Here is a 23,644-nt window from a genome sequence, read left to right as displayed (position 1 = left end):
CCCACCATCATGATCGTCATCGCCCGGTCAGGCAACAACAACCTTTGTCACATATAGTTATACAAGATCGCGGCGAAAGACCGGTTCCGCGACTCGGCGGCGACACGCCTGCGGTACTTTCGATGCAAAACCCGTTCCGATTTGGGCGGGATCGGCGCCGGTGCAGAATTCCGTAATCTTGCCGGCGGCAACGGACATCGCGCGCAGCCGTCACGCCACAATCAGACTGCAACAGACAAGAGAGCCGGTCTCAAGACGCGCCGTGCGGTGACTTACTTCTTTTCCATCACGCATTGCAGCGGATGCTGGTGCTTGCGGGCGAAGTCCATCACCTGCGTCACCTTGGTCTCGGCGATCTCGTAGGTGAACACGCCGCACTCCCCAATACCGTGATGGTGAACGTGCAGCATGATCTTGGTCGCGGCCTCGACGTCCTTCTGGAAGAACTTTTCCAGCACGTGGACGACGAACTCCATCGGCGTGTAGTCGTCGTTCAGGATCAGCACGCGGTAGAGGTTCGGTCGCTTGGTCTTCGGCTTGACCTTGGTGATGACAGAGGTGCTCGGCCCCGTCGGACCGCCCGAACGGTTCTCGTCATTGCTCATCCGGGGAGCGAGGGCGGCGGTGGCCGCGGACAGGTCGAGTCTGGACAACGGTTGCGGCATGGCTCAGGCGTTCAAATTCCCCACGGAAGCGTATGACGGTCCGCCGCAGAGCCCCGGCCTTCGGAGCTTCGCACAGGCGCGCCGCCTCGTTGGATCGCCGCTTCCAACCGATCCGGTCCAAGCCGTATCGATCGTCGACAATATGGGCCCGCCCCCGGCTCGCCGCAAGCGTGCAACGGTCCGGCCGATGCGGCCGCGGCGGTCCCGATTCCCGATCCGGACGATCCTGACCGAGGTTAATCAATCCGCACCGATTTGACAAAAATTTCCGCGCCGCTTGTTAGAACGTATCGGTCAGGAACCGGCCGGCCAACTGCTGCGACGGTTTCGCGCGGGATCATCTCCGGACTTCTACGGTCCAGGGACCCGCGAACAATCATGATCTTCGTGCAGGTGAACGCGGGCAGCGAACCCATCGCCGGCGCATTGCAATCTTGCGCGAGCGACACCGGCGAGCTCATCCTGGTCCACACATTCAGGAAGATCGACCGAAAGCTTAGCGTGGTGCCCGGGACGAACCCGTCGCGACAAATGAAAAGCCCGGCTGTTCAGCCGGGCTTTTGCTTCCTGGATATCCGGGAAAAGCTTAGTTGGCGGCCGGGGTGAACTTCGACACAATGGTCTCGACCGGCTTGAACGCCTGCTTGGCGAGGTCGCTGTAGAGGCCGGCGATCTTCTGCGATTCCGCAACGAAGGTCTCGTAGCTGGAACGGGCAAAGTCGGTCTGTGCTTCCATGGCCTTGTCCAGCGACTTCACGCCGGAAAGCTTCTCGACGAAGGACTTGGTGTCTTCAAACGACTTCTTCGTATAGTCGCCATAGGCGCTGGCGATCGCCTGGAGGCCGTGCTGCACCGAGGTCGCGGAGGCAACGCACTGCTCGAACTGCTCTTTCCCGTAGTTCTGAAAGTCTTCAACCTTGAACATGTCGGAATCCTTTTCCCTGGCTCGCGTCGGGAAGCCCCGGCTCCCTGACTGTGCCCATAATTAGTGCAACGCACAATAAAGTCAAGAATCTTGTGCGTCGCACAAAATTGGATGCAAATCGCGGAAATTTCCGGGTTTTCCCGCAAGGGTTCCTTAAGCTTTTGGAAACCGCGGCCCCCTACCCTGATTCCCTGGACGTGTTCACTTCCGCGAGCGGCCAAAAGCCGTTTTAGAACATCACCTTAGCCAGAACAGCGGCTCGGGTCCAACGTCCCCCGCGGCGAACACCAGCGGAGGGACAGCCTGAGCAGGTAATGATCCCGGGTCCATTGGGCACAATTTCGCCTCACGAGCCGGTGATCAAGTCAGAAACGGGGACGGGGTTCCATGCTTCGTAAAAACTTGTCTTCCTCGCGCTTGGCGCGGGTTGGCGTTTTCGGGCTTCTTACGGTCACCACCGCAGTCATTTTCACCACCGATGCAGCCGAGGCGCGGCGCCATCGCCGACACTATGCGCACCACCGGGTGCAGCGCGATGTATCCGAGAGCTCCAGCCCGAAATTCGCGTCCATCATCGTCGACGGCAATTCTGGTGCGGTGCTCCAGTCGAACAATCCGGACGGAATCCGCCACCCCGCCTCGCTCACCAAGATCATGACGCTCTATCTGCTGTTCGAGCGCCTCGAATCCGGCAAGATGAAGCTCGACACCGAGATGCCGGTGTCCAAGCACGCCGCCGACCAGGATCCGACCAAGCTGAACCTGCGTGCCGGCCAGACCATTCGCGTCGAGGACGCGATCAAGGGCCTCGTCACCCGCTCGGCCAACGACGCAGCCGTGGTGATCGCAGAAGCGATCGCCGGTAACGAGGACGATTTCGCTCAGATGATGACGCGCAAGGCGCGCTCGCTCGGCATGTCCAGGACGGTCTACCGCAACGCCAACGGCCTTCCCAACGACGAGCAGGTCACGACAGCGCGCGACCAGGCTACGCTGGGTCGCGCCATCCAGGAGCGCTTCCCGCGCTACTATCGCTATTTCGCGACCTCAACGTTCAATTGGCGGGGACAGTCGATCCGCAACCACAACCACCTGCTTGGCAGCGTCGAGGGCGTGGACGGCATCAAGACCGGCTACACCCGCGCCTCCGGTTTCAACCTCGTCACCTCGATGCGTCGCGGCAACCGCCACCTGATCGGCGTTGTGCTCGGCGGCCGCAGCGGCGGCTCGCGCGACGCCATCATGCGCAACCTGCTCGCGGAGAACCTCGAGAAGAGCGCGACCGTCCATACCGTCGCTGCGGTCACGGAGCGCAACGGCGCCGAGGCCAATACTGACGTCGCCGATGCGTCGGATGCTCCCCGCTCCGCCCCCCAGGTCCAGGCTGCCGCCCCTGCTGCCGAGGCCGCCCCGTCGCGCCTTGCCGCGCGTCTGTCGACGCTGGCTGCCGCGACTGCCGCGATGCCGCCCACTCAGCCCAAACCCGAAGTTCGGCCGACCGAGTCCAAGGTCGAACCCGCGCCGCTCACCAATGGCGTGATCTCGAGCCAGCCGCTCTCCATCATTCCCGGCTCGTCCGAGCCGATGAAGCCGGTTCGGGTCAAGACGGTTCAGGTCAAGGCCGGCGCCGTAAAGGTCGCCTCCGCGGCCCCGGCCCAGGTCGGCGTCCAGGTCGCGCCGCCGGTCACCAGCACCATCCCGCCCCGTTCCGACGTCGCGGAAACCTCCGGCGCCGTCGTCGCCAGGGCGGATCTCGTCAACAAGCCGGAGGCGGTGAGCCAGCCGGAAGCGCCGAAGGCCGAGATTGCCCGCACCGAACTGCCGCGGCAGCCGGCAGGCTTCGGCACCGGCAACGGTATCCTCGGGGTGCTGCCGGCCGCGACCGCCGCTGCGCCCGCTCCCGCCGCTCCGAAGCTCGCCTCCGCCGAGCCTGCGCCGCAGCCGATCCAGATGAGCGCCACGACCAAGCCGGTCGTCACTCACAGCGGCTGGATCGTCCAGGTCGGCGCGCTCGAGAGCGAGAACGAAGCTCAGCAGCGCATCGACGCCGCCCGCAACTCGGCCCGCGGCCTGCTCAGCAAGGCTGACCCGTTCACGGAGCCTGTTGTCGCCAAGGACAATCGCAAGCTCTACCGCGCCCGCTTCGCCGGGCTCGAGCGCGACCAGGCCGAGGCTGTCTGCCGCACCTTGAAGCGCGCCGAGATCTCCTGCATCACCGTCCGCAACTGATCTCCTTCTCCGTTGCAGACCAAATGCCCGCGCCTTGCGCGGGCATTTTCGTTTTGGGGATGCGGTGATGCCGAGGCTGTTCACGACAAGGCTGTTCCACGACAACCTCTCGTCAAGGATTTACGGTTAAAACTTTACTCAAGGGATCGACCACGCCGGCAAGGCGGGCGACGGCAGACAGAGCAAACAGAGCTCACGCGGTACGGGCGTTTGTAGCGTAGTGCCGGAGTTAGCCGTTATGCGTGCGAAGCAAAGTATCCTTGGCCTCGTTTACCCGGGCAGCGAGATACGTCGAGCCCCCCTGGTCGGGATGGAGTTTCTTCATCAGGGACTTGTGCGCCCGGCTGATGTCGTCGCGCCCCGCCCCCGGCTGCAAGCCAAGGATCTGATAGGCTTCCTCCGCCGTCATTTTGCTGCTCGCCGCCGTGCGGCGCTGCCGCCCTGCCGCATCGCCCTGCGCGTTCTGACGCCAAGCGGGAAACCGGCGGTCCAGATAGCTTTCAAGTAAGGCCACGCTCTCGGCGTCGAACGTCGGGACCATCGCCAGCAGGCCAGCGAGATCGAACTCGTCGAGCCTGCGCCCGGCGTGAGGCCCCGCGACGATCTGGCCCGAAAGCTGGCCGGAGTCGTGGTCGAGCCGCATGTCCAGGAATTGCGAGCGCACACGCGAGGCCTGCCCGGATGGGCGCGTCGCGCCGCCGCCGAACAGCCCTCCGACATTGCCGAAGCCAGCATTCGCCAACGGCGTCCAGCCGAGTAGCCCTGCGCCGAAAATTCCGAGCGGGATCGCAACCGCCAGTTCGCCCCGCAAGCCGGTGAAGGCCGCGACCGCCAGCGCCAGCACGCCGCCGCCGAATTTGATGGTGCGCGCCAGCACCGCCGGATTGGCGGAACGGAACATCTGGAGCAGCAGGTAAAGCGTGATAACAGCGACGGCGCCGGCAATCAGGGTCATGGCCGGAATATAGGCGCCCTCGCAGCAAAATGCATCGCATCCACCGCCGCCGCGAGCCGCGCCAGCCTGACCGCTATTTCATCTGGCCGATCAGATTCGCCGCGCCGCTCGCGGTCTTCGCCAGTTTCAACAACGCTTCGCGTCCGCCGGCGGCATAGGCCGCAGCTGCCCGCAACAGCTCGCGCAGCTGCGCCGCCGCACCGGGATCGAACCGGCACCAGGCACCGCCAGTCAGGCGGGCGATCTCGCGGAAGGCATGCTCGGCGACGGCGTCATGGCCCTCCTGAAACACGAACACGGGCACCTTGAGCATGCCGAGCTCGCCGGCCTTGGCGCAGAGCTCGTCGATCTCCTCCTCCATGGCATCGCCGACAAAGACCACGGCCCGCACGCCGGATGCGACCGCCTCGCGCCGGGCCTCGCTCAGCACCTTGCCGATCTGGGTATCGCCGCCGCGGCAATCGATCTTGCTCATCAGCGTCGCCAGCTTGGCGCTGTCGGAGATCCAACCCGTGGCGCGGCACTCGTTGAAGCCGCGATAGTAGACCAGCCGGATGTCGAGACTGCCGAGCGCCGCGGTCTCGCGAAACATGTCGGCCTGGAGCGCGCAGGCCATGTCCCAGGTCGGCTGCCGGCTCATCGTCGCATCCAGCGCAAAAATCAGCCGTCCCTTCGCGCCCGGTGCATGCGGTGACAGTGCCCGCGCCTTGGCGACGAAGGCGGCGATGTCTTCCGAGGTAGAGGTCCCCGCTTGCGGCAGAGCGCCGTCTGCTTGCGCCGAGACGGCATCGCGACCGCGCGGTTTAATGGGTTCGCCCGACATCGCCTGCACCTTGCGTGAGCAGCTAATGTGGTCAGCATATGCAGCCCGGTCAATGCGCAAAGCCTCCGCGGGCGAGCGCCGGCGGAGGCTTTGACGATCGGTTCAGTCGCGTGGTGACGTCAGCTCTTGCAGGTCAGCTCTTGTAGCTCAGCTTTTGGCAGGCGCCATCAGGGCAACCGGACCAGGCTCGAGGATCTTGGGCGGGGAAGATTGCGTGTCGACCGGCGCCACCTCGCTATCCGTCGCGCTCAGGAACTTGTCGAGCATGCCCTGGATCGAGTTCTTGGCCACGTCCGGGCCGGTGTCACGCATGTCGTTGTGCTGGAATTCGGTCTTCACGACCTGGATGCCGGCCTTCTCGCATTCCTCGTCGGTCGGGAGCACGCCTGCGTCGGTCTTGAATTGCGGATCCTGGGAGCGGAACGACAGGATCTTGAACTTGCCGGCGGTGACGAAGGGCACGCGCAGATTATCGAGCGTGACGACCTTCTTGACCTCATCCGGATACTGCTTGGCGAAGTACATCGTGATGTCGCCGCCCATGGAGTGGCCGACCATCGTCACCTTGTCGTAGTCGGCGTTGGGCTGAACCTTCTTCATCTCCTGCATGGCGAGATGGATGTTGGCGACGCCGCGCAGGATCTGCGGCAGCCGGCCGACATAGAGTTCGCCGGGCTTGGTCACCATCGGAGGATCGGTCGGCAAGTCATGCTGCGGGCTCACGACCATGTAGCCGCGCGCAGCGAAGATGTTGGCGAGGAAGCCGTATTCGGTGTTCTTGACGGTGTTGCCGTGGTTGATCACGGCGACCGGCAGCGTGATCATGCCGGCATTGGCCTGCATTTCCTTGTCGCGGCGCACCGCGATGTAGACCGGCACCGGACGGTTGTCGCGCGAGGCATCATAGAAGGTGACGGTCTCGTGCTTGATTGCCCACTTGCTCGCCGTGAAATAGGCGACACCGCAGAGAGCACTGACCGAAACCAGAACGGCAATTCCACGCTTCATTTTCGTCCTCAGCCTCAGGCTTAGCGGCCTGAATCCCTGTTGAAAATCGTGTTCTTCCGGGGCTCTTCGGCCCCTTGTCGCCTATTCCCTAATATATGTCACAGGAGCGTGACAGGAAGGCTAAATATTGTGAATCGGCAGCCCTTTCATTGTGCGTCGCACACGCTTCGTGAGCACCCCATCCTCATACCGCTACGTCAGGGTGCAAGTCACTATTCGACGCAACCGGTTTCAATCAGGTTCGATTTCGCAGTGGATCGCGGATGAAAACGCGTGAGGCACGGGCCGGGTTCCCGCGTCAAGCATCGACCGGATCGACCGAAAGTAACAGTATACCGCGGCGTCAGGCGCCGAGGATGTCGTGGACCTCGAGCGGCTTGTCGACCTGGCTGAACCACTCGGCCCGATTGGCCGCGCGGCGACGGCCGCGCTCGTCGAGCGGCAGCTTGAGCTGGCGGAGCAGGCTCGTCACCTCCTCCCGCGCGGTGAGATGGCCGAGATTGGGCCGCATGCCGAGCGTGGCCTCATCGATCTCATCGAGGGCGGTCAGGCCGCGCGGAAAAAATTCGCGGTAGACGACACGCTCGGCGAAGCCGTCGACGTAGCGGAAGCCGAGCCGCAGTGACAAATCCTTCAACCCCTCGGCGACGAGCTGCTTGTTGCGGGAGCCGAGCATGGACAGGCGGTTGCGCACGACGATCCAATCGGTGGTCGCGCCGTCGAGCTGACGGCGCTTGCGCCTGACGTCGCGCACCATCTCGGCATAGTGGCTCTCGCCCGTCACCGCATAGCTGGCGGGATCGACGGTGCCGAGCACGTCGAAATCGAGGAAGCTGTCGTTGATCGGCGTGACCAAGGTGTCGGCCATCGAATGGGCGAGCCGCATCAGGTAGCTGTCGGTGCCGGGCGTGTCGATGACGATGAAGTCGAAGCTGCTCTCGACTGCCGAGACCGCCTCCATGAACTGCTGGAACTCGGAATTCTCGTTCTCGGCGATCTGCATGGTCTCGCCGAGCTTGATGCAGCGATGCACCGGCAGTTCGAGGTCGAGCTTGGTGCGGCGGGCCCAGGCGGCGCGGTTGTCGATGTAGTGGGTGAAACTCTGCTGGCGGCAGTCGAGGTCGATGGTGGCGACCCGCTGGCCGGCCTTCAGGAGCGCAACGGCGATGTGCAAGGCGGTGGTCGATTTGCCGGAGCCGCCCTTCTCGTTGCCGAGCACGACGACATGCGCCGAGCCGGATTGGCCTTGGCTAGCCTGCACAAGCATAGCGATCCTCAACACCCCTAACGAATATCTTCGAGTTGGCCGCCTCTGCGGTCAAGTGAAATGCGTGACAGATAATGCAAATCGCAGCGCGCCCTGCTTCATCATGAATCGCTGCGCCGTCTTTCGTTTATGATCCAGCCCACAATGTCGCGACGTCCTGCGCCACCTTACGCGGGATGCTGTGCCGCATCCGGATGCATGGCGTTCACGATCGCCGCTTGTTAGGGTTAGCAGGCCGGGCGCGACGCCCGCACCTGCGCTGCTTCCCAATCCGTCGAGTCCTGATGTCCGCAAGCCCATTGATCGCCCGCACGGTCCCTGCCCTGCGACGCGCCGTCGACAATCTCCGCAAGCGAAAGGCCACGATCGCGCTGGTCCCGACCATGGGGGCCCTCCATGACGGGCATGTGTCGCTGGTTCGCCTCGCCAAGCGGCGCGCCAGCCGCGTCGTGGTGTCGATCTTCGTCAACCCGACTCAGTTCGCCCCGACCGAGGATTTTGGCGCCTATCCGCGAACCTGGAAGGCCGACATCGCCAAGCTAGCCGCCGAGGACGTCGATATCGTCTGGCACCCGGGCGTCGAGGCCATGTATCCGGAGGACTTCGCCACCCGCATCGTGCCGGAAGGGCCGGCGCTGGCCGGCCTCGAGGACCGCTTCCGCCCGCACTTCTTCGGCGGGGTCGCCACCGTCGTCGGCAAGCTGTTCACGCAGTGCCGGCCGGATTTTGCGATCTTCGGCGAAAAGGATTTTCAGCAGTTGCGGGTGGTGACACAGATGGCGCGCGACCTCGACCTCGGCGTCAAGGTGATCGGCTCCCGCACCGTGCGCGAGCGCGACGGGCTCGCGATGTCCTCGCGCAACGTCTACCTCTCGGACGAGGAGCGCCAGACCGCCACCGTCCTCTACCGGGCCATGAAGGACAGCGCCGGCCGCATCCGCGGCGGCGAAGCCGTCGCGGCCGCGATGGCGCGCGGCGCCGAGATGATCAAGACGGCGGGATTTGCGCTCGACTATTACGAGGCCCGCCATGCTGCGACGCTGGCACCGGTCACCTCGCGCAAGGACGGGCCATTGCGAATCCTGGTCGCGGCCAAGCTCGGCGCGACGCGGCTCATCGACAATATGGCTGTCTAGAGCAACCCGAGATCGCGCAGCTCGCGCCGCATCGGCTCCGGCATGGCCGCAATGGAGCCGGCGGCAGACTTGCCGAGATCGGGCGGCACGGAATCCTCGGTCAGATAGCGCCAGCCCTGGAACGGACGCATCGGCCGTGGTGAGACCGAGATCACCTTCGGCTGCATCACGATGCGGCAGCGTCCGATGCCGTCCTTGTCGCGGAACGGCTCGATGCCGATGATCTTTTCGCGCGCGGCGATCTCGCCCTTGATGACCCAATAGAGCGACCCGCCGGCGAGGATCTCGGCATCGCGCTTGGGCACCATGCGGGTGATGTGGATGTGATGTTGCGGCAGACCCTTCTTCTTGGCGGTCTGCATCCGTTCGGCCACCCACTCCTTCAATTCCTTGACGGAGTCGCAGCCGACGGCGAGCTTGATCAGATGGAGTGGCATGCCCAAAGCATTAGCCGGGCAGCCACCCATTGGGAATGCCGATCTACTCGTTATCCGCAGCCGGAGCAGCAGCTGATGCGGGCGGCGGCGCGAGCGGAACCGGCGCGGCTGCCGGCGCACGCGCGGCCTTCGGCGCCGGGGGCTTCTTCGCGGCCGGCGCAGCCGGCGCTGCGGCCTGTGCCGAGGTCGCGGCAGGCGCACGCGGTGCCGCCCCATTTGCGGCCGGCGCCGCCTGGCGCGTCGCCGCCGTAGGCGGCTCCGGATTCATGATGCTCACCGGCGGCGTCGACGAGGCGCTCGGGAACTCGGCATTGGTGGGCTTGCCGGTTGGCACCGATGGCGGCAGCCCGGTGAGCGCGGCAGTGGCCGGCATCGCCGGCGCTGTTGCGGGCGTGTTCCAGGTCGGCGCATAGCGCGCGACCAGCGTGTCGTAGAGATGGGAGTCCATGTTGGCGGCGACCTGCTGCTGGTCGGTCAGCGAGCGGAACGCGGCACAATCGAACTGCGTGCAGCCGTCGCGCATCACCAGCACATGCGCGACAAGGCCGTAGCGATCACGCTCGAGCGACTTGCGCAGCACCTTCATGTCGAGTGTCAGGCTCTTCTCGGCCGTGGCGGCGTCGCCGAGCGCGGTCAGCCGCTCGATCCTGGCGGCAGTGTAGGAGACGGCCGCAGCGGCTGCGTCAGGCGCGCCGAACAACGCCTTCTCGCAGCCAGCGGCGACGGCATCGCCGGCGAGATCGTCGAGACAGGACAGCGCCGGCAGGCTCGCGGTCACCGCACCTTGCGCACGCGCTTCGGCCGGAGCGGATTGCGCTTCCGGTCCATAGACGCGCACGGTGGCGGCCCCGGCGATCGCGATGGATAGCAGCGTAATGACGGTCAGCGCACCGTTGGCGACCGATCTGTCGGCGCGCAGCAGCGTGATCATGAGGATCAATCCGAAGAATCCGGCAGCCGCCAGCGTCATCCACATCGGGAAGGCCGGCGAACGCCAGATTTGGTCGAGCGAAGTGGCCCATGCCCAGTTCATGCGCGACGTCCCCTCACGCGAGCAAAGAGCGGATGGTCAAGCGAGCACCGCGAGTCGGCAACTGCCCCCGCCCACCCTTGTGAAGGTGAAGCGGGCCTTTTGACGGCGGCAGGACACAAATCCCCGATGGCACCAATGGCGCGGGTGCAGGTCAGCCTTCAGGTGAGCGCGAGCTGACTTTCCTTGGCGACGCGCTCGAAGGCTTCGGTCGAGCTCTTGATCCGGTACTGGCAGTCGTCGCCTTCGGTCGGCAGCAAACGGATCACCTCGTACGAGCCGCTGGCAGCGGGGCGCGCGACATTGCTGGCCGTGAACAGGACGCGCGATCCCACGGGAAATTTGTGCTTCAACACCCTCTCCATTACTCAAACAGCGCCTGCCTCGCCCAGTGTCCCACTGCGATGGCCGGCCGGAAACCCGGGCCGCTGTATAGCACGCGTCCCGTCGTTTTGGCCAGCGCCATGCAAGCATGGCACGCGCTCAATTTTCGCAGTCATTTCAGAACGATAGGGAATGACCGGCGGGCCGATGATACCGCCGGAGCGGCTCGTTCCGCCGCCTTGTCGCAGGCCGGTCGCACCTCCCCGATTCCCACGGCCCTCGCCCGTTGCCGGCCTGAGGGCCGCCGGCTGCCACGCCGCCAGCGGCCCGGCCAGACCTTTCGATCAAGCGTCCTCGAACTTTGCGATCCGAAGCGTTTCGGCCAGCCCGTCGCGCGTCCATTCCTGGAATGCCGGCAGCGCCATCATCGTCTCCATGTAGGCCTTGGTGTCCGGAGCCACCTCGATCGCATAGCTGCGGAAGCGGTGCACGACCGGCGCGTACATCGCATCCGCTGCGCCGAAGCGGCCGAACAGGAACGGTCCCTTCGCGCCATAGCGGGTGCGGCACTCGCGCCAGATCTCCTCGATGCGCGCGATGTTGGCCTTGGCGTCCGCCGACAGCGCCACGGGGCGGACCGGCCGATGCAGGTTCATGCCGCATTCGTTGCGCAGTGCCACGAAGCCGGAATGCATCTCGGCGCACACCGAACGGGCATGCGCGCGCGCAGCGACATCGTCGGGCCACAGCTTCACTTCCGGATAGCGCTCGGCGATGTATTCGATGATGGCGAGCGAATCCCACACGGTGATGTCGCCGTCGACCAGCACCGGCACCTTGCCGGCGCGGCTGAAGGACAGGATCTGCTCCTTGTCCGCGGGATTGTCGGTGTAGAGCGGGATGAGCGTCTCCACGAACGGGATGTCGTTGGCGCGGAGCGCGAGCCAGGGCCGCATCGACCATGACGAGTAGTTCTTGTTGCCGATCGCGAGTTTCAGCGCAGCCATATCACCAGTCCTTCCCGAGACGTCTTGAAGCGAGCTGCTTTTAACGCCATCGCCTGCCGCCAATCAATCGTTGCTGCGCCCCGTCATGCGTGCCAATCGTTGCGGTCCTTGCCAGGAGACAGACATGAGCAGGCATTGGGTCGACATCGCCGCCGTCGGCTTCTTCATCATCGAATGGCTGATCTATGCCCTGACGTTGGAGCACTCGGCCTATGGCCGCGACAGCCTGTCGGCGCGCATGAACCGTTATCGCGAGGTCTGGGTGCGCCGGCTGCTCGACCGCGAGACGCGCATGGTCGACATGCAGATCATGGCCTCGCTCCAGAACGGCACCGCCTTCTTCGCCTCCACCAGCCTGTTCGCGCTCGGCGGCGCGCTGGCGCTGCTGCATGCCACCAACGACGCGATCACGATACTGAGCAAGCTGCCGATCGACCTCAGCACCTCGCCCGCGATGTGGGAGCTGAAATGCGTCGGGTTGGTGCTGATCTGCGTCTACGCTTTCTTCAAGTTCGCCTGGGCCTACCGCCTGTTCAACTATGTCGCGATCCTGTTCGGCGGCATGCCGCCGGCTGACCGGCGCGACACGCCGGAGGCCGAAGCCCATGTCATCCGCACCTCGCGCCTGTTCGAATCCGCCGGCCGCCATTTCAACCGCGGCCAGCGCGCGTTCTTCTTCGCGCTCGGCTATCTCGGCTGGTTCGTCAGCCCCTGGGTGCTGTTCGTGACCACCGCAGCCGTGGTGGTCGTGACCTGGCGCAGGCAATTCGCGTCCAGTGCCTGGGCCGCGATGGCGCCGGAGGTGACGGATGGTGGCGAGGGGATGAAGCGCGGTCATTGATCTCTCGTGTCCCGGACAAGCTGCAACGCGTGAAGCGTTGCTGCGCAGAGCCGGGACCCAGAGCAACACGACACGGCGCGGATCGATGGGCCCCGGCTCTGCAGCGCACCGCTGAAGGAGCGCTGCGTCCGGGGCACGAGAGAAGCGTGTGGTACACGCTCTCTCCTCCTCGTCATTGCGAGCGCAGCGAAGCAATCCAGAGTCTCTCCGCGGTGGGATTCTGGATTGCTTCGCTGCGCTCGCAATGACGGAGTATGAGGCAGCAGCGTCGCTCTTCTCTCTTGCGTTTCGAATCGCAGACATGCCTTCGCAGCCTCGCGGCTGATTTCGCCCGAGCTTTGCTTGATCTCGCCGCCCTCTTGTCCAAGAGGGCGCAGGGAAGGCCGGGTGCCGGCTGACACCCGCGGTCTGCTGCGCTAGAGCACACGCAGGAAGAACCGCACAGCAGCATACAGGTGAAGCCCAACACACGGCCTTCCCTGCGCGATGGTCGGACGGCTTATGCCGCGCTCTCCCGGGAGCCGAGTTCCTTCTGGCCTCCCTCGCCTTCGCGAAATTCACCGGCACCGCGCCGGTTGACGCAGCTGCCGCCTTCGCAAGGGCTTGACCGTAGCAACGACGGCCAGGACCACACGGTTTTGCCGTACGCACGGCCCGCCATTTCGCCGCAGTTTTCCCAGCCCTGTCGACGGAGCCGGAAACTTACAGGCGAGACGAAGCCTAGCAGCGCCGTTCGTCCGCACGAAGCCTAAGGGCTCACGGAGAGCAATCCGCCCTGCCCCTGGCCACTCGCGCCCGACGCTGCTGCGTCCACCGCAAAGCCCGGCTCGCGACAATGACGACCTCACGATCGCCCCTCAAGGATGAGCCGGGATGGGGCGACACATACGATATTTCCGAATTTCGGTAAAGCGGAATATTTTTGCGCGGGCGGGTTGACAGCCGGGCGACACAGGCAGATGCCGTAGCCCGGATGGAGCGAAAGCGACATCCGGGACAGTGCGAGATGACGGGCGTGCACCCCCGGATTACGCCACGCTCCATCCCACACGCTACCCGCCAAAATCCTTCGGGCTGAACGGCAGGTCCAGCACCTTCCATTCCCCGTACTTGTCGGCCGGCAGCATCTTGTAGGGCTGGCAGTTCTGCAGCGCGCTCATTGCGGACTTGACGATGGCCACGCCCTTCGCAGACGGCGGAGCCTCGATCAGGATGGGCTCGCGCGCCAGCGTGCCGTCGGTGGCGAACACCGTGCGCAGCTTGACATGGACGTTGTCGGTCGGCGCGACTCCGGCGGGCAGCTTGGCGCAGCTTCGCAAATGACGACGAAGCGCGGCGATGACTTCGGCCGGCAACTTGGCTGCGATCGAATCCTTGGCATCGCCGCCGTCGTCCTTGGGTGCGCCTTTCGGCTCGGGCGGCAATTCAGGCGGCAGGCCCAGCATGACGCCATATTTGACGGTGACGTCCGGCTGGGGCGCCTGATAGGCCGGCGGCGGCGCAGCCTGCTGCTGCGGCATCGCCTGAGGCGGCGGTTGCGGCATCGGCTGAGGCTGAGCTTGCTGCGGCGGCTGCTGCGGCTGCACGTCGACCTCAGGCTGCTTCGATGCATGTGAGGGTTGCGGTTGTTTCTGCTGTGGCTCGGGCGAGGCCTGCGCTGATGGCGATGGTGCAGCCGCCTGCTGCTTGGTCGCGGGCTTCGACGCTGCGTCCGCCTTGTCGGTGACATCCAGCTTCGGCAGCTTCAGGTCGGGAAGCGGCTCCGGCGGCTTCTCCTTCGCCTCTTCCTTCTCCTCGGCCTTGGCTTCCTCCTGCTTCACCTGCTCCGGCGTGACGATATCGACCGCGACTGTCTCGGGCGGCGCGGCATGGAACGGACGGACCTCGCTGATCACGATGATCAGCGCCACCAGCGTCAGATGCGCGACCGCCGACGCTGCAATGTCCGTCCGTATGATCTTCCGCCGTTCCATCGACCGATCTTGGGTTGCCGTCGCGGTCCTAGCATACCCCGGGCTCCTCTCAATCCCATTTCGGGGCGAAGCCAAAGTCGGTTAGACGGCCCCTGGGATTTGCGAGCGCGGCGACCCGGCTCATCTCGTCCTCCGACAGCTCGAAATCTAGGATCTCGATGTTTTCCGACAGGCGCTCGACGCGCGAGGTGCGCGGGATCGCAGCGACATTCTGTTGCACCAGCCAGCGCAGGCAGACCTGCGCCGGCGTCTTGCGGTGGATGCGCCCGATCTCGGCCAGCGTCCGGTCGGTCTTGATGCGGCCCTTGGCGATCGGGCTGTAGGCGACCAGCGCGAGGCCGTGCTGGTCGCAGGCCGCCCTCACTTTCGCCTGGTCGAGATAAGGGTGATATTCGACCTGGTTGCAGACGAGCCGCTCCGGCGAGGCCGCCACTGCCTGCTCGATCAGCGCCACCGTGAAATTGGAAACGCCGATATGGCGGGTCAGTCCCATGCGCTTCGCGTGCGACAGCGCCCCCAGCGTCTCCACCAGCGGCACGTGGGGATTGGGCCAGTGCAGCAGCAACAGATCGACCGAGGGAAGCCGCAAGCGGGCGAGGCTCTCCTTGACCGAGCGATCGAGATCGTGGGGCGCGAAATGGTTGGTCCAGACCTTGGTGGTGAGGAAGACGTCGTCGCGGCGCACGCCCGAGGCGCGCAAGCCGTCGCCGACCTCGCGCTCATTGTCGTAGACCTGGGCGGTGTCGATGTGGCGATAGCCGAGCCGCAGCGCCTGCTCGACTACACGCGCGCAGGTGCGCCCTTCCAGCTCCCAGGTTCCGAGCCCGATCGCCGGGATCCTTGCGCCATTGGCCTCGACGAACAGCATGAGGAATCCTCTCTGTTGCGGCAGCCGCAAATGTCATTATGGACCCGGCCGATGATGCTGCCAACGGAAGCCGCAGCGGCCAGGGCGGGATCTTCAATGCAAGACTAACGGGAGGTGTGCGTCAGACCTTGGCGAGCGCCTGGAACACCGTATCCGGGGCGTGCGCGATCACCGCGAGCAGCGCGCGGGCCGGGCCGCGAGGGGCGCGCTTGCCCTGCTCCCAGTTGCGGATGGTCTCGACGGGCACGCCGAGCTTGGCGGCGAACTCGATCTGGGTCAGGCAGGCGCGGCGGCGCAAGTCGCGCACCGCGAGCGGGCCGGTATCAGCCGGCGCGGCATCGGCCGTCGGCTGGACCGGAAATTCCTGCCCATCCCGCAATTCAACGATCCGTCCGTCCGCCTTCAGCCGCAACCGCATGCCCATTCCCCCAAGCGCCGGCGATGATGCGGCAGGTCGCTTAAGTTCGGATTAAAGATGCGAGATCTCGTGCCCCGGACGCAGCGCAGCCAGGACACGAGAGTGAGGGTGCCCCCGTTGCCTCCCCCGTCATTGCGAGGAGCCCTTGCGACGAAGCAATCCAGAATCCCACCGCGGCGACAGTCTGGATTGCTTCGCTTCGCTCGCAATGACGGGGGAGAGAGCGTGCGCCTCCCCTTATTTCAACCCGAACCACAACGTCGCAATCCCAAGGAAGGAGAAGAAGCCGACCACGTCGGTCACGGTGGTCACGAATGTGCCCGACGCCACCGCCGGGTCGGCCCGCACGCGCTCCAGCGCCATCGGGATCAGGATGCCGCCGAGCGCGCCGGCGACGAGGTTGCAGATGATGGCGAGCCCGATGACGATGCCGAGGCCCGGGATCTTGAACCAGGCGACCGCGGCAATGCCCGTGATCACGGCGAAGGCGAGCCCGTTGACCAGGCCGACCAGCGCCTCGCGCAGCACCACGCGCCAGGCATTGGAGGAGCCGAGCTCGCGCGTCGCCAGTGCCCGCACCGCGACCGTCATGGTCTGGGTCGCGGCATTGCCGCCCTGGCTCGCCACGATCGGCGCCAGCACCGCGAGCGCGACCATCTTTTCCAGCTGGCCCTCGAACAGGCCGAGCACGGAGGACGCCAGGAAGGCGGTGGCGAGATTGACCAGCAGCCAGTTGAATCGGCCTCGCGCGATGGTCAGGAAGGTGTCCGACAGCTCTTCGTCGCTGGTGACGCCGCCGAGCGCCTTGAGGTCCTCGTCCGCCTCCTCCTCGATGACGTCGACGACGTCGTCGACGGTGATGACGCCGACCAGGCGGTCCTGGGTGTCGAGCACGGGTGCGGCGACGAGATTGTACTTGCCGAACATGCGCGCCACCTCTTCCTGGTCCTCCAGGACGGAAACGCGGCGGCGGTCCTCGTCGGTGAGCTCGGTCAGCGCCACCGGCCGGCGCGTGCGCAGGAGCACGTCGAGCGGCACCGCGCCCTGCCAGTGCTGGTCCTTGTCGACGACGTAGATCTCGTAGAAGCGGTCGGGCAGATCCGGCGTCTCGCGCATGTAGTCGATCGCCTGGCCCACGGTGAAATCCTGGGGCACGGCGATGAACTCGGTCTGCATGCGGCGGCCGGCGGAGTTCTCCGGATAGAGCAGGCTGCGCTCGAGCGCGACGCGCTCCTTGAGCGGCAGCTTCTCGAGGATCTCCTCCTGCTCCTCGGCGTCGAGGGTTTCCAGGAGCTCGACGGCGTCGTCGGATTCGAGCTCGCGGACGCCCTCGGCGACCGTCTCCGGCGGCAGCTCCTCAAGGATCTCCTCGCGGACGGCTTCGTCGACCTCGTTCAGCGCCGAGAAATCGAAGTCGCGTCCCGTGAGCTCGACCAGGCGGACGCGGTCGTCGGGCTCCAACGCGCCGATCAGGTCGCCGAGGTCGGCCTCGTGCAGCTCGGCAACGCAGGCGCGCAGCGCCGCACTGTCGCCGACCTCGATCGCACGGGCAATTTCCTCGACGAATTCGTGCCTGATATCGCCGTCTTCATTGCGCATCGGCACGTGGTCGAGTACCGAATCCGAAGCGGTGGGGGCAACGTCCATATGTTCGTCCATGGCGCGCCTCGCCGTTTGACAGGTTTGGAACAAGTGATCTGGGCTGACGGTCAGGCAATACCCACAAGGCAACTGCGAGCGCAATGGCAAAGATGCTTCGGCTGAGATGGATCTCGATGACGGCGGGCGCGCTGGCCGCGGGCATCATCGGCATCGCCTCGACGGATGCCGCCGAGTGCCCGCGCAAGGACGCGCTCGGCACCTCGCGCATCCTGAGCGTCGACGCCAAGACGTATCCGCGCGTCGGCTTGAAGAGCTTTCCGCAGACGTTGCCGCTGGCCGACCGCGAGGTCGTGCTGACCTTCGACGACGGCCCGAACCCGCCGACGACGTCGAAGGTGCTGGCGGCGCTGGCGCAGGAATGTGTGCGCGCGACCTTCTTCCTGATCGGCCTGCACGCCTCCCAGCATCCCGAGATGGTCAAGCGCATCGCGCGCGAGGGCCACACCGTCGGCCATCACACCTTCTCGCATCCATTCATGGCGCGGATCCCGTTCGACAAGGCCAGGAGCGAGATCGACCGCGGCATCGCGGCCGACGAGACGGCGCTGCACGGCGCCGCGACGACGACCCCTTCGACGCCGTTCTTCCGCTTCCCCTATTTCGAGGGGACACAAGCGCAGCTCGACCTGCTCCAGTCGCGCGGCATCGTCGTGTTCGGGGCCGATCTCTGGGCCAGCGACTGGAACGAGATGACGCCGGAGCAGGAGTTGAAGCTCGTCACCGAGCGCTTAGCTGCGGCCGGCAAGGGTATCATCCTCTTCCACGACCCCAAGGCGCGCACGGCCGCGATCATGCCGGCCTTCCTGCGTTATCTGAGAGAGAACGGATTTCGCGTGGTTCACGTCGTAGCAGCCGGCGCGCCGCAGAAGAGCGCAGATTCGCGCTGATGCCGGAATGTCACGCCGGCGCAAAATGGGGTGATTTGCGGCCAATTAACACTCTGTTCATGCTACCCCGTGCAAGTTGAGGGCGGCTGCGGCTGAACCGTTTTGGGGCATCTCCGACCTATTTAGGCGCCAATTGCATGGGGGCAGACGAGGTTCATGATCGGAAGTAGCGTTGTTTTGCGGACGCGATCGTGGACCGCCCTTGGCCTGTTGTTGGGATTGCTGACCGTCGCTTCGCCGGCGGCGCTCGCGGCCGACTGCCCGGGCCATCCGGACGCGCTCGGGACATCCCGCACCCTCGTGGTCGATCCGCGCGAGCATCCGCTGATCGGCACCATGCAGTATCGCGAGACGCTGCCGCTGAGGGATCATGAGGTCGTCCTGACCTTCGACGACGGCCCGCTGCCGAAATATTCCAACCAGGTGCTCAAGGTCCTCGCCGACGAGTGCATCAAGGCGACCTTCTTCATCATCGGCAACCAGGCCAAGGCCAATCCGGAAGGCGTGCGCAAGCTGGTCGCGGCGGGCCACACCGTCGGCACGCACAGCATGGACCATCCGCTGACCTTCGACCGGATGCCGATCGAAAAGGCCGAGGCCGAGATCAACGGCGGCATCGAATGGACCGCGGCGGCGATGACGGATCCGTCTCAGCTCGCCCCGTTCTTCCGCATCCCCGGCCTGATGCGCGCCGAGGGTGTCGAGAACCATCTGATCTCGCGCGGCATCCAGGTCTGGAGCGCCGACTTCCCGGCCGACGATTGGCGGCATGTGTCGTCCGACCGCGTCTACCAGCTCGCGATCCAGCGGCTGGAGGCCAAGGGCAAGGGCATCCTGCTGCTGCACGACATCCAGGCCCGCACGGTGGCGGCGCTGCCCAAGATCATCCGCGACCTCAAGGCGCGCGGCTATCGCATCGTGCATGTGGTGCCCGCGACCGCCGAGCGGCCGGCGACGCCGACCACGCAGGTCGAATGGCTGCTGCATCCGCCGACCGAGACGACGCCGATCGCGCGCTGGCCGCGCGTGCCAAATTTCGTATTCGCGCAGACCCGGATGCTGCCGGCACCCGCTCTTGCCGACCTCAATGCGCAGGCCGAGCATCAGCCGCTGCTGCCGCTGCGGACCATGGCGCAGGCCAATGTCGCGGCCACCCTGCCCGCGCCCGGCCGCGCGCTCTTTGCAATCCCGGAAGGCTCGGTCGAGGTGCTGCTGTCGACGACCTTGTCGCGGCGTGCCGCGACGCGGCTCGCCATGGCAGCCGAGACGCCCCGCGCGGGCAAGGGCAAGGCCGCAAACGGCAAGGCCGTCAAGCCACACCCTCCCCGGACCGCGCATGCGGCGCCGGCCGCCCCCAAGCATGCCGCTCAGGCCAAGACCACGACGCCCCGCCCGACGAGCGTGAAGAAGCGCGCTTGAGCGGCTATTGCCGCATGATTGCGGCGACGCAGAGCAGCACGATCAGCGCCAGGAAAAACAGGTCCATATAGGACTTGAGCTCGCCGTCGCGCCGCAGCCGCGCAACGTCGGCGATGACCTGCTTACGCACCGCGGTTCCGCCCGAACCGTCATTGATCGGAGCCTGAAGGCGCTTGGTCTCGGCCTCCAGCTTCTCGATCTTCTGGAAGAAGTAGAATGCGCGCAGCGTCGAGGCCGCGCGCATGGCGGCGTAGACCAGCACCAGGATCGCGATGATCGCCCGGTTCTGATATTTCTCCATGAAGTTCAGGCTGAAATAGACCATCGCCATGAAGGCGAAGTTGGTGAAGAAGCGATAGACGAAGCTGAGAAAGACCATGCGCGCTCGAGCCTTGAGGGATAGCGCAATCGGATCGTTGCGCGTACGGGATCGGGGGCCAAACCGGAACAGCCGGCCTGGATGCCGTGCAGGCCCGTCTACGCCGAATTTATTTCAACAGAGATACGATCGCCCCGCACCCGCCGCCTTTTAGCCACACGCGGCCATAATGCAAGCCGGAGCACGCCTCCGGTCCGTGGCGACACCGGCAGCCGCAACGGCTCAATGGCGATTTGGCCGAAGTCGCGATAGACTAAAGCGCGATGCGATTTGGATGAATCGTCGTCGCGCTTTAGGTTATTGTTTGAGCATGATCTTTTCGGAAAACCGCTGCACACTTTTCCGGATCATGCTCTTGGGACCTGCCGCCACATCCGGGGTCTGCCGATGTCGAAGAAGGGAATCACGGGCCACGACGACTGGGTGCTGACCGAGGCGCTCGCGACCGCCCTGGTCGCGCTGGAGCAGCTCGAGCCGAAGCACCGGCCGAACGCGCATATGGACGACATCCGCAAGCTGCTCGCGAACGGCAAGGAGCCGGCGGCGGTGAGCCTGCACCTCGCCCAGGCCAAATGCCGCCTGTTTCCCGAGCTCGACCCGCTGGAGATCTACCGGGAATACGGCATCGGCGAGGAGTACGGCTAAAGCGCGATGAGAGTCATCGCGCTTTAGCTTGTTGTTTGAGCATGATCTTTTCGGAAAACCGTGCACACTTTTCCGGATCATGCTTCTAGGGCCCGCCCGCGACCGATCCTGCGATCACCATGACCAGCGCGCCAAGATCGATCTTGCCGTTGACGGTCAGCTCCTCCGAGCGGCTCACATCGTTCGCACCCTCGACCTTGAGCGATTGCGGCCGGTCTGCGGCCTGACGCTGCAACTCGCCGACGATCGCTTCCTTGAGCTTTTCTTCCAGCATGGGCCCCTCCTCAGGCCGCCATCGCGCGGCAGGATTGGGCGCAGGAGCGGCACGTCGCGACGCATTCGTCCATGCCGCCGACCCGCGCGCAATCCTCGGCGCATTCGCTGCAGATTTCGGCGCACTCACCGCATGTATGCTTGTGATGCGGCGTGTTGATCAGCATGAAATGCGCAGCCGTCCGGCACATCTCCGCGCAAGCCATCATCAGGCGGAAGTGTTTTGGCTCAACGTGCTTGCCGCCGGTCTCGAGGCAGTGGTTCATCGCCGTGCCGAGGCATGTCTGGTAGCAGCTCATGCAAAGCGCGATGCAGCGGGTCATGTCTTCGGATTGGGCCATCGGTCGTCTCCAATTGCGCGCCCCGCTCCGCTCGACCAAAGCAGGGCAACGCGCTTCGTTCCCGGTTCCGGTCGATTGTGAGGCTTACCGCCATCCCGGCCGGGTCAGGCCAGTCGCGGCGGCAGGCTGTTGTGGATCGTGCAGGCGGCGATTGCGGCGTGGCCGAACGCGACCGAGATCTGGTGCAGGTCGGTGACGACGTCGCCGATGCCGTAGAGCCCGCGGATCGACGTGCGCTGATGGTCGTCGACCTTCAGATAACCCTCCCCGGTATGCTCGGCCCCCAGCGCCATCGCGAGCTGCGAGCGTACCTCCGCACCCATCGCGGGATAGATCAATTCGAATTGCGCCGTGCGGCCGGCGGCGAAGACCGCCTCGATGCCCTCGCCTCTCCGCCGCAAACGCAGACCGGGCGCGAATAGGACCTCCACGCCCGCCTCGGCCAGCCGTGACGTTGCGGCCTGATCGTCATCCCGCCCGATTGCGAGCAGCGTCACGTCGCACGAATAGCCGCGCAGGAACAGCGCCTTGCCCGCAGCACGCGCGAGCGGGCCGATGACGCCGATGCGGCGGCCGGTCGCCTCGAAGGCATCGCAGACGGGGCAGTAGCGCAACAGCCCATCCGCGACGGCGGCGCGCCATTCGTCGAACGGCGGATGGGTATCGACGATCCCGCAGGCGAGAACGACAGTGGCGGCTGCATGCGCGCGGCCATTCCAGCTCGCCAGAAAACCATGATCGTGTCGTTGCAATGCGGTGACCTCGGCGCCCACACGCGTGACGGCGAGCTTGTCCAGCTGGGCCGACATCCGTTCGATCAGCTCCGTGCCGGACAGGCCGTGGACGAAGCCCGGGACATTGTGGCTGCGCGGGATCAACGCTGCCCGGCTCGCACCGGTGTCCACAACGCAGACGCTCCGGCGGAAGCGCGCCAGATAGATCGCGGCCATCAACCCGGCCGGGCCGCCTCCGACGATCAGACATTCAAGCGGCGGCGCGTCGGTCATTTGCGGTTCGGGTCCGCAAGGCCGGCACCGGGATCGCCGAGGCGCCCGGCCCGAGCGAGCCGGACCGCGTTGCCCAAGGCGCGCGCCGCGTTCTGCACCTGCTGCTGGAATTCGCTGTCCTCGTCGAGATCGCGATGCGAGGTGGCGTATGGCTCCATGTAGCCGACATAGCCGTCGAGCTCGGCGTAGCGGCCCGCCGAGATCAGCTGCATGTCGGTCAACCAGTCCGACAAGGCGCGGCGCACGCCCTCGGCGCCGACCGCATCGCCGTGAACGACGATGCCGAAATGACGGCCGGCGAGATGGCGCGGATAGGGCCAGCCCTTCAGCTCCATCGCCTTGGCTTCAGCGGCGTTCTTGCCGTGGGTCGCGGTCGGATCGGGATTGCCGCCATCGGCGCAGACCATGCGGTCCATCATCGCCTTGAGCCCGGTGGGCACGTGATACCAGTTCACCGGCGCCACGATCAGAATGCCGTGGGCGGCGACCCAGAGCGGATAGATCTCGTTCATCCAGTCGCCGGTCTGGCCCAGCGAATAGTTCGGATAGCAGCTGCACGGCCAATGGCAGAGCGGCATCGCGGTCGCGACGCAGGATTTGCAGGGATGGATGGTCTTGCCGAACTCCGAGGCGAGGCGCGACAGATCGAGGATGTCGACGGCAAATCCCATCTCGATGAAAACAGGCTCGGCCAGCTTGACCAGCCGCCAGGTCTTGGACATCTCGCCGGGACAGGTGTGCTCGCTGCGGGCCGAGCCGTTGATGACGAGGATGCGCGGCGTCTCGTCCGCATCGTCATGGCGTCGCTGCGCTTGCAGGATTCTTGCGCGCGCATCGAGCCAATCGATGGCAAGATCGTAGTCGGGATCGGAGAAGCCTGCACCCGCCTTCCGCGTCAACGGCGCCTTGCGCGAATGGCTGTAGGCGTCCCAGGCCGCAGCGGTAATGGCATCGAGCTCCCGCCCGAGCGAGGCAAAGGCGGGATCGACGAACTGACGCTTGTAGCGGCGCTCGAACTCCCCGCGCGACAGCTTGACGGGCGGCATCCCCTTGCGAACGTCGGCGTCCGTCATGCTGGCTCCTGGCGAAGTCGATACCATTCGACCAACCCGGGGCGCAGCGCGC

The 23,644-nt window shown here is 65.4% G+C and carries 26 protein-coding genes; 7 read left to right on the top strand and 19 right to left on the bottom strand.

The genetic code is table 11. The annotated features are described in order from the left end of the window. Window positions 1-272: 272 nt before the first annotated feature. Window positions 273-605, bottom strand: a complete 333-nt coding sequence (gene clpS, locus ACVIIV_RS22595; protein WP_453955262.1) for an ATP-dependent Clp protease adapter ClpS — start codon at window positions 603-605, stop codon at window positions 273-275. Between the two features lie 438 nt (window positions 606-1,043). Here clpS and ACVIIV_RS22590 point away from each other — a divergent pair, with 438 nt between their 5' ends. Next, on the top strand, window positions 1,044-1,271 hold the full coding sequence (locus ACVIIV_RS22590) for a hypothetical protein (protein WP_456746124.1): 228 nt from the start codon (window positions 1,044-1,046) through the stop codon (window positions 1,269-1,271). Here the strand turns inward: ACVIIV_RS22590 and ACVIIV_RS22585 are convergent. Continuing rightward, window positions 1,252-1,590, bottom strand: coding sequence for a phasin family protein (locus tag ACVIIV_RS22585; protein ID WP_212377466.1), 339 nt, complete (start codon window positions 1,588-1,590; stop codon window positions 1,252-1,254). The genes ACVIIV_RS22590 and ACVIIV_RS22585 overlap by 20 nt on opposite strands. Window positions 1,591-1,977: 387 nt before the next feature. On the opposite strand from ACVIIV_RS22585, the gene ACVIIV_RS22580 reads away from it, so the two are divergent. Further along, window positions 1,978-3,819 carry a D-alanyl-D-alanine carboxypeptidase gene (locus ACVIIV_RS22580; RefSeq protein ID WP_456746123.1) on the top strand — a complete coding sequence of 614 codons (1,842 nt, stop codon included), beginning with the start codon at window positions 1,978-1,980 and terminating at the stop codon, window positions 3,817-3,819. 229 nt (window positions 3,820-4,048) lie between these two features. On the opposite strand, the gene ACVIIV_RS22575 is transcribed toward ACVIIV_RS22580, so the two are convergent. From ACVIIV_RS22575 to ACVIIV_RS22560, 4 genes are all read right to left on the bottom strand, one after another. Next, window positions 4,049-4,774: a DnaJ domain-containing protein gene (locus ACVIIV_RS22575; protein ID WP_456746122.1), complete on the bottom strand. Its 726-nt coding sequence runs from the start codon at window positions 4,772-4,774 to the stop codon at window positions 4,049-4,051. Window positions 4,775-4,847: 73 nt separating this feature from the next. Further along, the gene (locus ACVIIV_RS22570; protein ID WP_456746121.1) at window positions 4,848-5,597 is read right to left on the bottom strand and encodes a VWA domain-containing protein; all 750 of its coding nucleotides are present in this window, start codon (window positions 5,595-5,597) and stop codon (window positions 4,848-4,850) included. A 147-nt stretch (window positions 5,598-5,744) separates the two neighbouring features. After that, entirely contained in the window at window positions 5,745-6,605 is an 861-nt protein-coding gene (locus ACVIIV_RS22565; RefSeq protein ID WP_456746120.1) for an alpha/beta fold hydrolase, read from the bottom strand. A gap of 343 nt (window positions 6,606-6,948) precedes the next feature. Then, window positions 6,949-7,872 carry a division plane positioning ATPase MipZ gene (locus tag ACVIIV_RS22560; protein WP_456746119.1) on the bottom strand — a complete coding sequence of 308 codons (924 nt, stop codon included), beginning with the start codon at window positions 7,870-7,872 and terminating at the stop codon, window positions 6,949-6,951. 284 nt (window positions 7,873-8,156) lie between these two features. Between ACVIIV_RS22560 and panC the strand changes: the two genes are divergently transcribed. Beyond that, window positions 8,157-9,008: a pantoate--beta-alanine ligase gene (gene panC / locus ACVIIV_RS22555; protein WP_456746118.1), complete on the top strand. Its 852-nt coding sequence runs from the start codon at window positions 8,157-8,159 to the stop codon at window positions 9,006-9,008. Here the strand turns inward: panC and ACVIIV_RS22550 are convergent. The 4 genes from ACVIIV_RS22550 to ACVIIV_RS22535 all read right to left on the bottom strand — a co-directional run bounded on the left by ACVIIV_RS22550 (window position 9,005) and on the right by ACVIIV_RS22535 (window position 11,806). Then, window positions 9,005-9,445 (bottom strand): DUF1489 family protein, encoded by a 441-nt coding sequence (locus ACVIIV_RS22550; protein ID WP_100174643.1) that lies wholly within the window; start codon window positions 9,443-9,445, stop codon window positions 9,005-9,007. The genes panC and ACVIIV_RS22550 overlap by 4 nt on opposite strands. A gap of 43 nt (window positions 9,446-9,488) precedes the next feature. Next, window positions 9,489-10,478: a hypothetical protein gene (locus ACVIIV_RS22545; RefSeq protein WP_456746117.1), complete on the bottom strand. Its 990-nt coding sequence runs from the start codon at window positions 10,476-10,478 to the stop codon at window positions 9,489-9,491. A 158-nt stretch (window positions 10,479-10,636) separates the two neighbouring features. Further along, window positions 10,637-10,840 carry a hypothetical protein gene (locus ACVIIV_RS22540; protein WP_456746116.1) on the bottom strand — a complete coding sequence of 68 codons (204 nt, stop codon included), beginning with the start codon at window positions 10,838-10,840 and terminating at the stop codon, window positions 10,637-10,639. 303 nt (window positions 10,841-11,143) lie between these two features. Further along, the gene (locus ACVIIV_RS22535; RefSeq protein WP_456746115.1) at window positions 11,144-11,806 is read right to left on the bottom strand and encodes a glutathione S-transferase family protein; all 663 of its coding nucleotides are present in this window, start codon (window positions 11,804-11,806) and stop codon (window positions 11,144-11,146) included. A 124-nt stretch (window positions 11,807-11,930) separates the two neighbouring features. Between ACVIIV_RS22535 and ACVIIV_RS22530 the strand changes: the two genes are divergently transcribed. Continuing rightward, complete coding sequence (locus ACVIIV_RS22530) at window positions 11,931-12,647, top strand: DUF599 domain-containing protein (protein ID WP_456746114.1); 717 nt, start codon at window positions 11,931-11,933, stop codon at window positions 12,645-12,647. A 1,052-nt stretch (window positions 12,648-13,699) separates the two neighbouring features. Here ACVIIV_RS22530 and ACVIIV_RS22525 read toward each other — a convergent pair. The 4 genes from ACVIIV_RS22525 to mgtE form a co-directional block, all read right to left on the bottom strand. Beyond that, window positions 13,700-14,620 (bottom strand): hypothetical protein, encoded by a 921-nt coding sequence (locus tag ACVIIV_RS22525; RefSeq protein WP_456746113.1) that lies wholly within the window; start codon window positions 14,618-14,620, stop codon window positions 13,700-13,702. Between the two features lie 49 nt (window positions 14,621-14,669). After that, window positions 14,670-15,488 carry an aldo/keto reductase gene (locus ACVIIV_RS22520; RefSeq protein WP_456746112.1) on the bottom strand — a complete coding sequence of 273 codons (819 nt, stop codon included), beginning with the start codon at window positions 15,486-15,488 and terminating at the stop codon, window positions 14,670-14,672. A gap of 121 nt (window positions 15,489-15,609) precedes the next feature. Beyond that, window positions 15,610-15,912, bottom strand: coding sequence for a helix-turn-helix domain-containing protein (locus ACVIIV_RS22515; protein WP_456746111.1), 303 nt, complete (start codon window positions 15,910-15,912; stop codon window positions 15,610-15,612). Between the two features lie 231 nt (window positions 15,913-16,143). Then, complete coding sequence (gene mgtE, locus ACVIIV_RS22510; protein ID WP_456746110.1) at window positions 16,144-17,565, bottom strand: magnesium transporter; 1,422 nt, start codon at window positions 17,563-17,565, stop codon at window positions 16,144-16,146. Between the two features lie 83 nt (window positions 17,566-17,648). Here mgtE and ACVIIV_RS22505 point away from each other — a divergent pair, with 83 nt between their 5' ends. Next, window positions 17,649-18,455: a polysaccharide deacetylase family protein gene (locus tag ACVIIV_RS22505; protein WP_456746109.1), complete on the top strand. Its 807-nt coding sequence runs from the start codon at window positions 17,649-17,651 to the stop codon at window positions 18,453-18,455. Between the two features lie 156 nt (window positions 18,456-18,611). Then, window positions 18,612-19,874 (top strand): polysaccharide deacetylase family protein, encoded by a 1,263-nt coding sequence (locus ACVIIV_RS22500; protein ID WP_456746108.1) that lies wholly within the window; start codon window positions 18,612-18,614, stop codon window positions 19,872-19,874. Window positions 19,875-19,878: 4 nt separating this feature from the next. On the opposite strand, the gene ACVIIV_RS22495 is transcribed toward ACVIIV_RS22500, so the two are convergent. Continuing rightward, window positions 19,879-20,253 (bottom strand): hypothetical protein, encoded by a 375-nt coding sequence (locus ACVIIV_RS22495; RefSeq protein ID WP_456746107.1) that lies wholly within the window; start codon window positions 20,251-20,253, stop codon window positions 19,879-19,881. Window positions 20,254-20,640: 387 nt separating this feature from the next. Between ACVIIV_RS22495 and ACVIIV_RS22490 the strand changes: the two genes are divergently transcribed. Beyond that, a complete protein-coding gene (locus ACVIIV_RS22490) occupies window positions 20,641-20,898 on the top strand; it encodes a hypothetical protein (protein ID WP_456746106.1) in 258 nt (85 codons plus the stop codon). Between the two features lie 85 nt (window positions 20,899-20,983). On the opposite strand, the gene ACVIIV_RS22485 is transcribed toward ACVIIV_RS22490, so the two are convergent. The 4 genes from ACVIIV_RS22485 to ACVIIV_RS22470 form a co-directional block, all read right to left on the bottom strand. Then, the gene (locus ACVIIV_RS22485) at window positions 20,984-21,172 is read right to left on the bottom strand and encodes a hypothetical protein (protein ID WP_456746105.1); all 189 of its coding nucleotides are present in this window, start codon (window positions 21,170-21,172) and stop codon (window positions 20,984-20,986) included. A gap of 10 nt (window positions 21,173-21,182) precedes the next feature. Further along, a complete protein-coding gene (locus ACVIIV_RS22480; RefSeq protein ID WP_456746104.1) occupies window positions 21,183-21,512 on the bottom strand; it encodes a four-helix bundle copper-binding protein in 330 nt (109 codons plus the stop codon). A gap of 104 nt (window positions 21,513-21,616) precedes the next feature. Then, on the bottom strand, window positions 21,617-22,519 hold the full coding sequence (locus tag ACVIIV_RS22475; protein ID WP_456746103.1) for an NAD(P)/FAD-dependent oxidoreductase: 903 nt from the start codon (window positions 22,517-22,519) through the stop codon (window positions 21,617-21,619). Next, entirely contained in the window at window positions 22,516-23,592 is a 1,077-nt protein-coding gene (locus tag ACVIIV_RS22470) for a flavodoxin family protein (protein WP_456746102.1), read from the bottom strand. The genes ACVIIV_RS22475 and ACVIIV_RS22470 overlap by 4 nt, the downstream gene beginning before the upstream one ends. Between the last annotated feature and the right edge of the window lie 52 nt (window positions 23,593-23,644).

The organism is Bradyrhizobium sp. USDA 4354, assembly GCF_054060315.1.
Note: the sequence above shows the minus strand (reverse complement) of the source record. Positions and strands in the feature narration are given on the sequence as shown.

Bases quoted from the DNA above. Each gene is read 5' to 3' on its own strand.
- mgtE (WP_456746110.1), bottom strand. From the start codon at position 17,565: ATGGACGAACATATGGACGTTGCCCCCACCGCTTCGGATTCGGTACTC.
- ACVIIV_RS22475 (WP_456746103.1), bottom strand. From the start codon at position 22,519: ATGACCGACGCGCCGCCGCTTGAATGTCTGATCGTCGGAGGCGGCCCG.
- ACVIIV_RS22520 (WP_456746112.1), bottom strand. From the start codon at position 15,488: ATGCTGTTCGTCGAGGCCAATGGCGCAAGGATCCCGGCGATCGGGCTC.
- ACVIIV_RS22470 (WP_456746102.1), bottom strand. From the start codon at position 23,592: ATGACGGACGCCGACGTTCGCAAGGGGATGCCGCCCGTCAAGCTGTCG.
- ACVIIV_RS22550 (WP_100174643.1), bottom strand. From the start codon at position 9,445: ATGCCACTCCATCTGATCAAGCTCGCCGTCGGCTGCGACTCCGTCAAG.
- ACVIIV_RS22540 (WP_456746116.1), bottom strand. From the start codon at position 10,840: ATGGAGAGGGTGTTGAAGCACAAATTTCCCGTGGGATCGCGCGTCCTG.
- ACVIIV_RS22480 (WP_456746104.1), bottom strand. From the start codon at position 21,512: ATGGCCCAATCCGAAGACATGACCCGCTGCATCGCGCTTTGCATGAGC.
- ACVIIV_RS22515 (WP_456746111.1), bottom strand. From the start codon at position 15,912: ATGGGCATGCGGTTGCGGCTGAAGGCGGACGGACGGATCGTTGAATTG.
- ACVIIV_RS22485 (WP_456746105.1), bottom strand. From the start codon at position 21,172: ATGCTGGAAGAAAAGCTCAAGGAAGCGATCGTCGGCGAGTTGCAGCGT.
- panC (WP_456746118.1), top strand. From the start codon at position 8,157: ATGTCCGCAAGCCCATTGATCGCCCGCACGGTCCCTGCCCTGCGACGC.
- ACVIIV_RS22495 (WP_456746107.1), bottom strand. From the start codon at position 20,253: ATGGTCTTTCTCAGCTTCGTCTATCGCTTCTTCACCAACTTCGCCTTC.
- ACVIIV_RS22570 (WP_456746121.1), bottom strand. From the start codon at position 5,597: ATGTCGGGCGAACCCATTAAACCGCGCGGTCGCGATGCCGTCTCGGCG.
- clpS (WP_453955262.1), bottom strand. From the start codon at position 605: ATGAGCAATGACGAGAACCGTTCGGGCGGTCCGACGGGGCCGAGCACC.
- ACVIIV_RS22505 (WP_456746109.1), top strand. From the start codon at position 17,649: ATGGCAAAGATGCTTCGGCTGAGATGGATCTCGATGACGGCGGGCGCG.
- ACVIIV_RS22530 (WP_456746114.1), top strand. From the start codon at position 11,931: ATGAGCAGGCATTGGGTCGACATCGCCGCCGTCGGCTTCTTCATCATC.
- ACVIIV_RS22535 (WP_456746115.1), bottom strand. From the start codon at position 11,806: ATGGCTGCGCTGAAACTCGCGATCGGCAACAAGAACTACTCGTCATGG.
- ACVIIV_RS22565 (WP_456746120.1), bottom strand. From the start codon at position 6,605: ATGAAGCGTGGAATTGCCGTTCTGGTTTCGGTCAGTGCTCTCTGCGGT.
- ACVIIV_RS22500 (WP_456746108.1), top strand. From the start codon at position 18,612: ATGATCGGAAGTAGCGTTGTTTTGCGGACGCGATCGTGGACCGCCCTT.
- ACVIIV_RS22580 (WP_456746123.1), top strand. From the start codon at position 1,978: ATGCTTCGTAAAAACTTGTCTTCCTCGCGCTTGGCGCGGGTTGGCGTT.
- ACVIIV_RS22590 (WP_456746124.1), top strand. From the start codon at position 1,044: ATGATCTTCGTGCAGGTGAACGCGGGCAGCGAACCCATCGCCGGCGCA.
- ACVIIV_RS22585 (WP_212377466.1), bottom strand. From the start codon at position 1,590: ATGTTCAAGGTTGAAGACTTTCAGAACTACGGGAAAGAGCAGTTCGAG.
- ACVIIV_RS22545 (WP_456746117.1), bottom strand. From the start codon at position 10,478: ATGAACTGGGCATGGGCCACTTCGCTCGACCAAATCTGGCGTTCGCCG.
- ACVIIV_RS22490 (WP_456746106.1), top strand. From the start codon at position 20,641: ATGTCGAAGAAGGGAATCACGGGCCACGACGACTGGGTGCTGACCGAG.
- ACVIIV_RS22525 (WP_456746113.1), bottom strand. From the start codon at position 14,620: ATGGAACGGCGGAAGATCATACGGACGGACATTGCAGCGTCGGCGGTC.
- ACVIIV_RS22575 (WP_456746122.1), bottom strand. From the start codon at position 4,774: ATGACCCTGATTGCCGGCGCCGTCGCTGTTATCACGCTTTACCTGCTG.
- ACVIIV_RS22560 (WP_456746119.1), bottom strand. From the start codon at position 7,872: ATGCTTGTGCAGGCTAGCCAAGGCCAATCCGGCTCGGCGCATGTCGTC.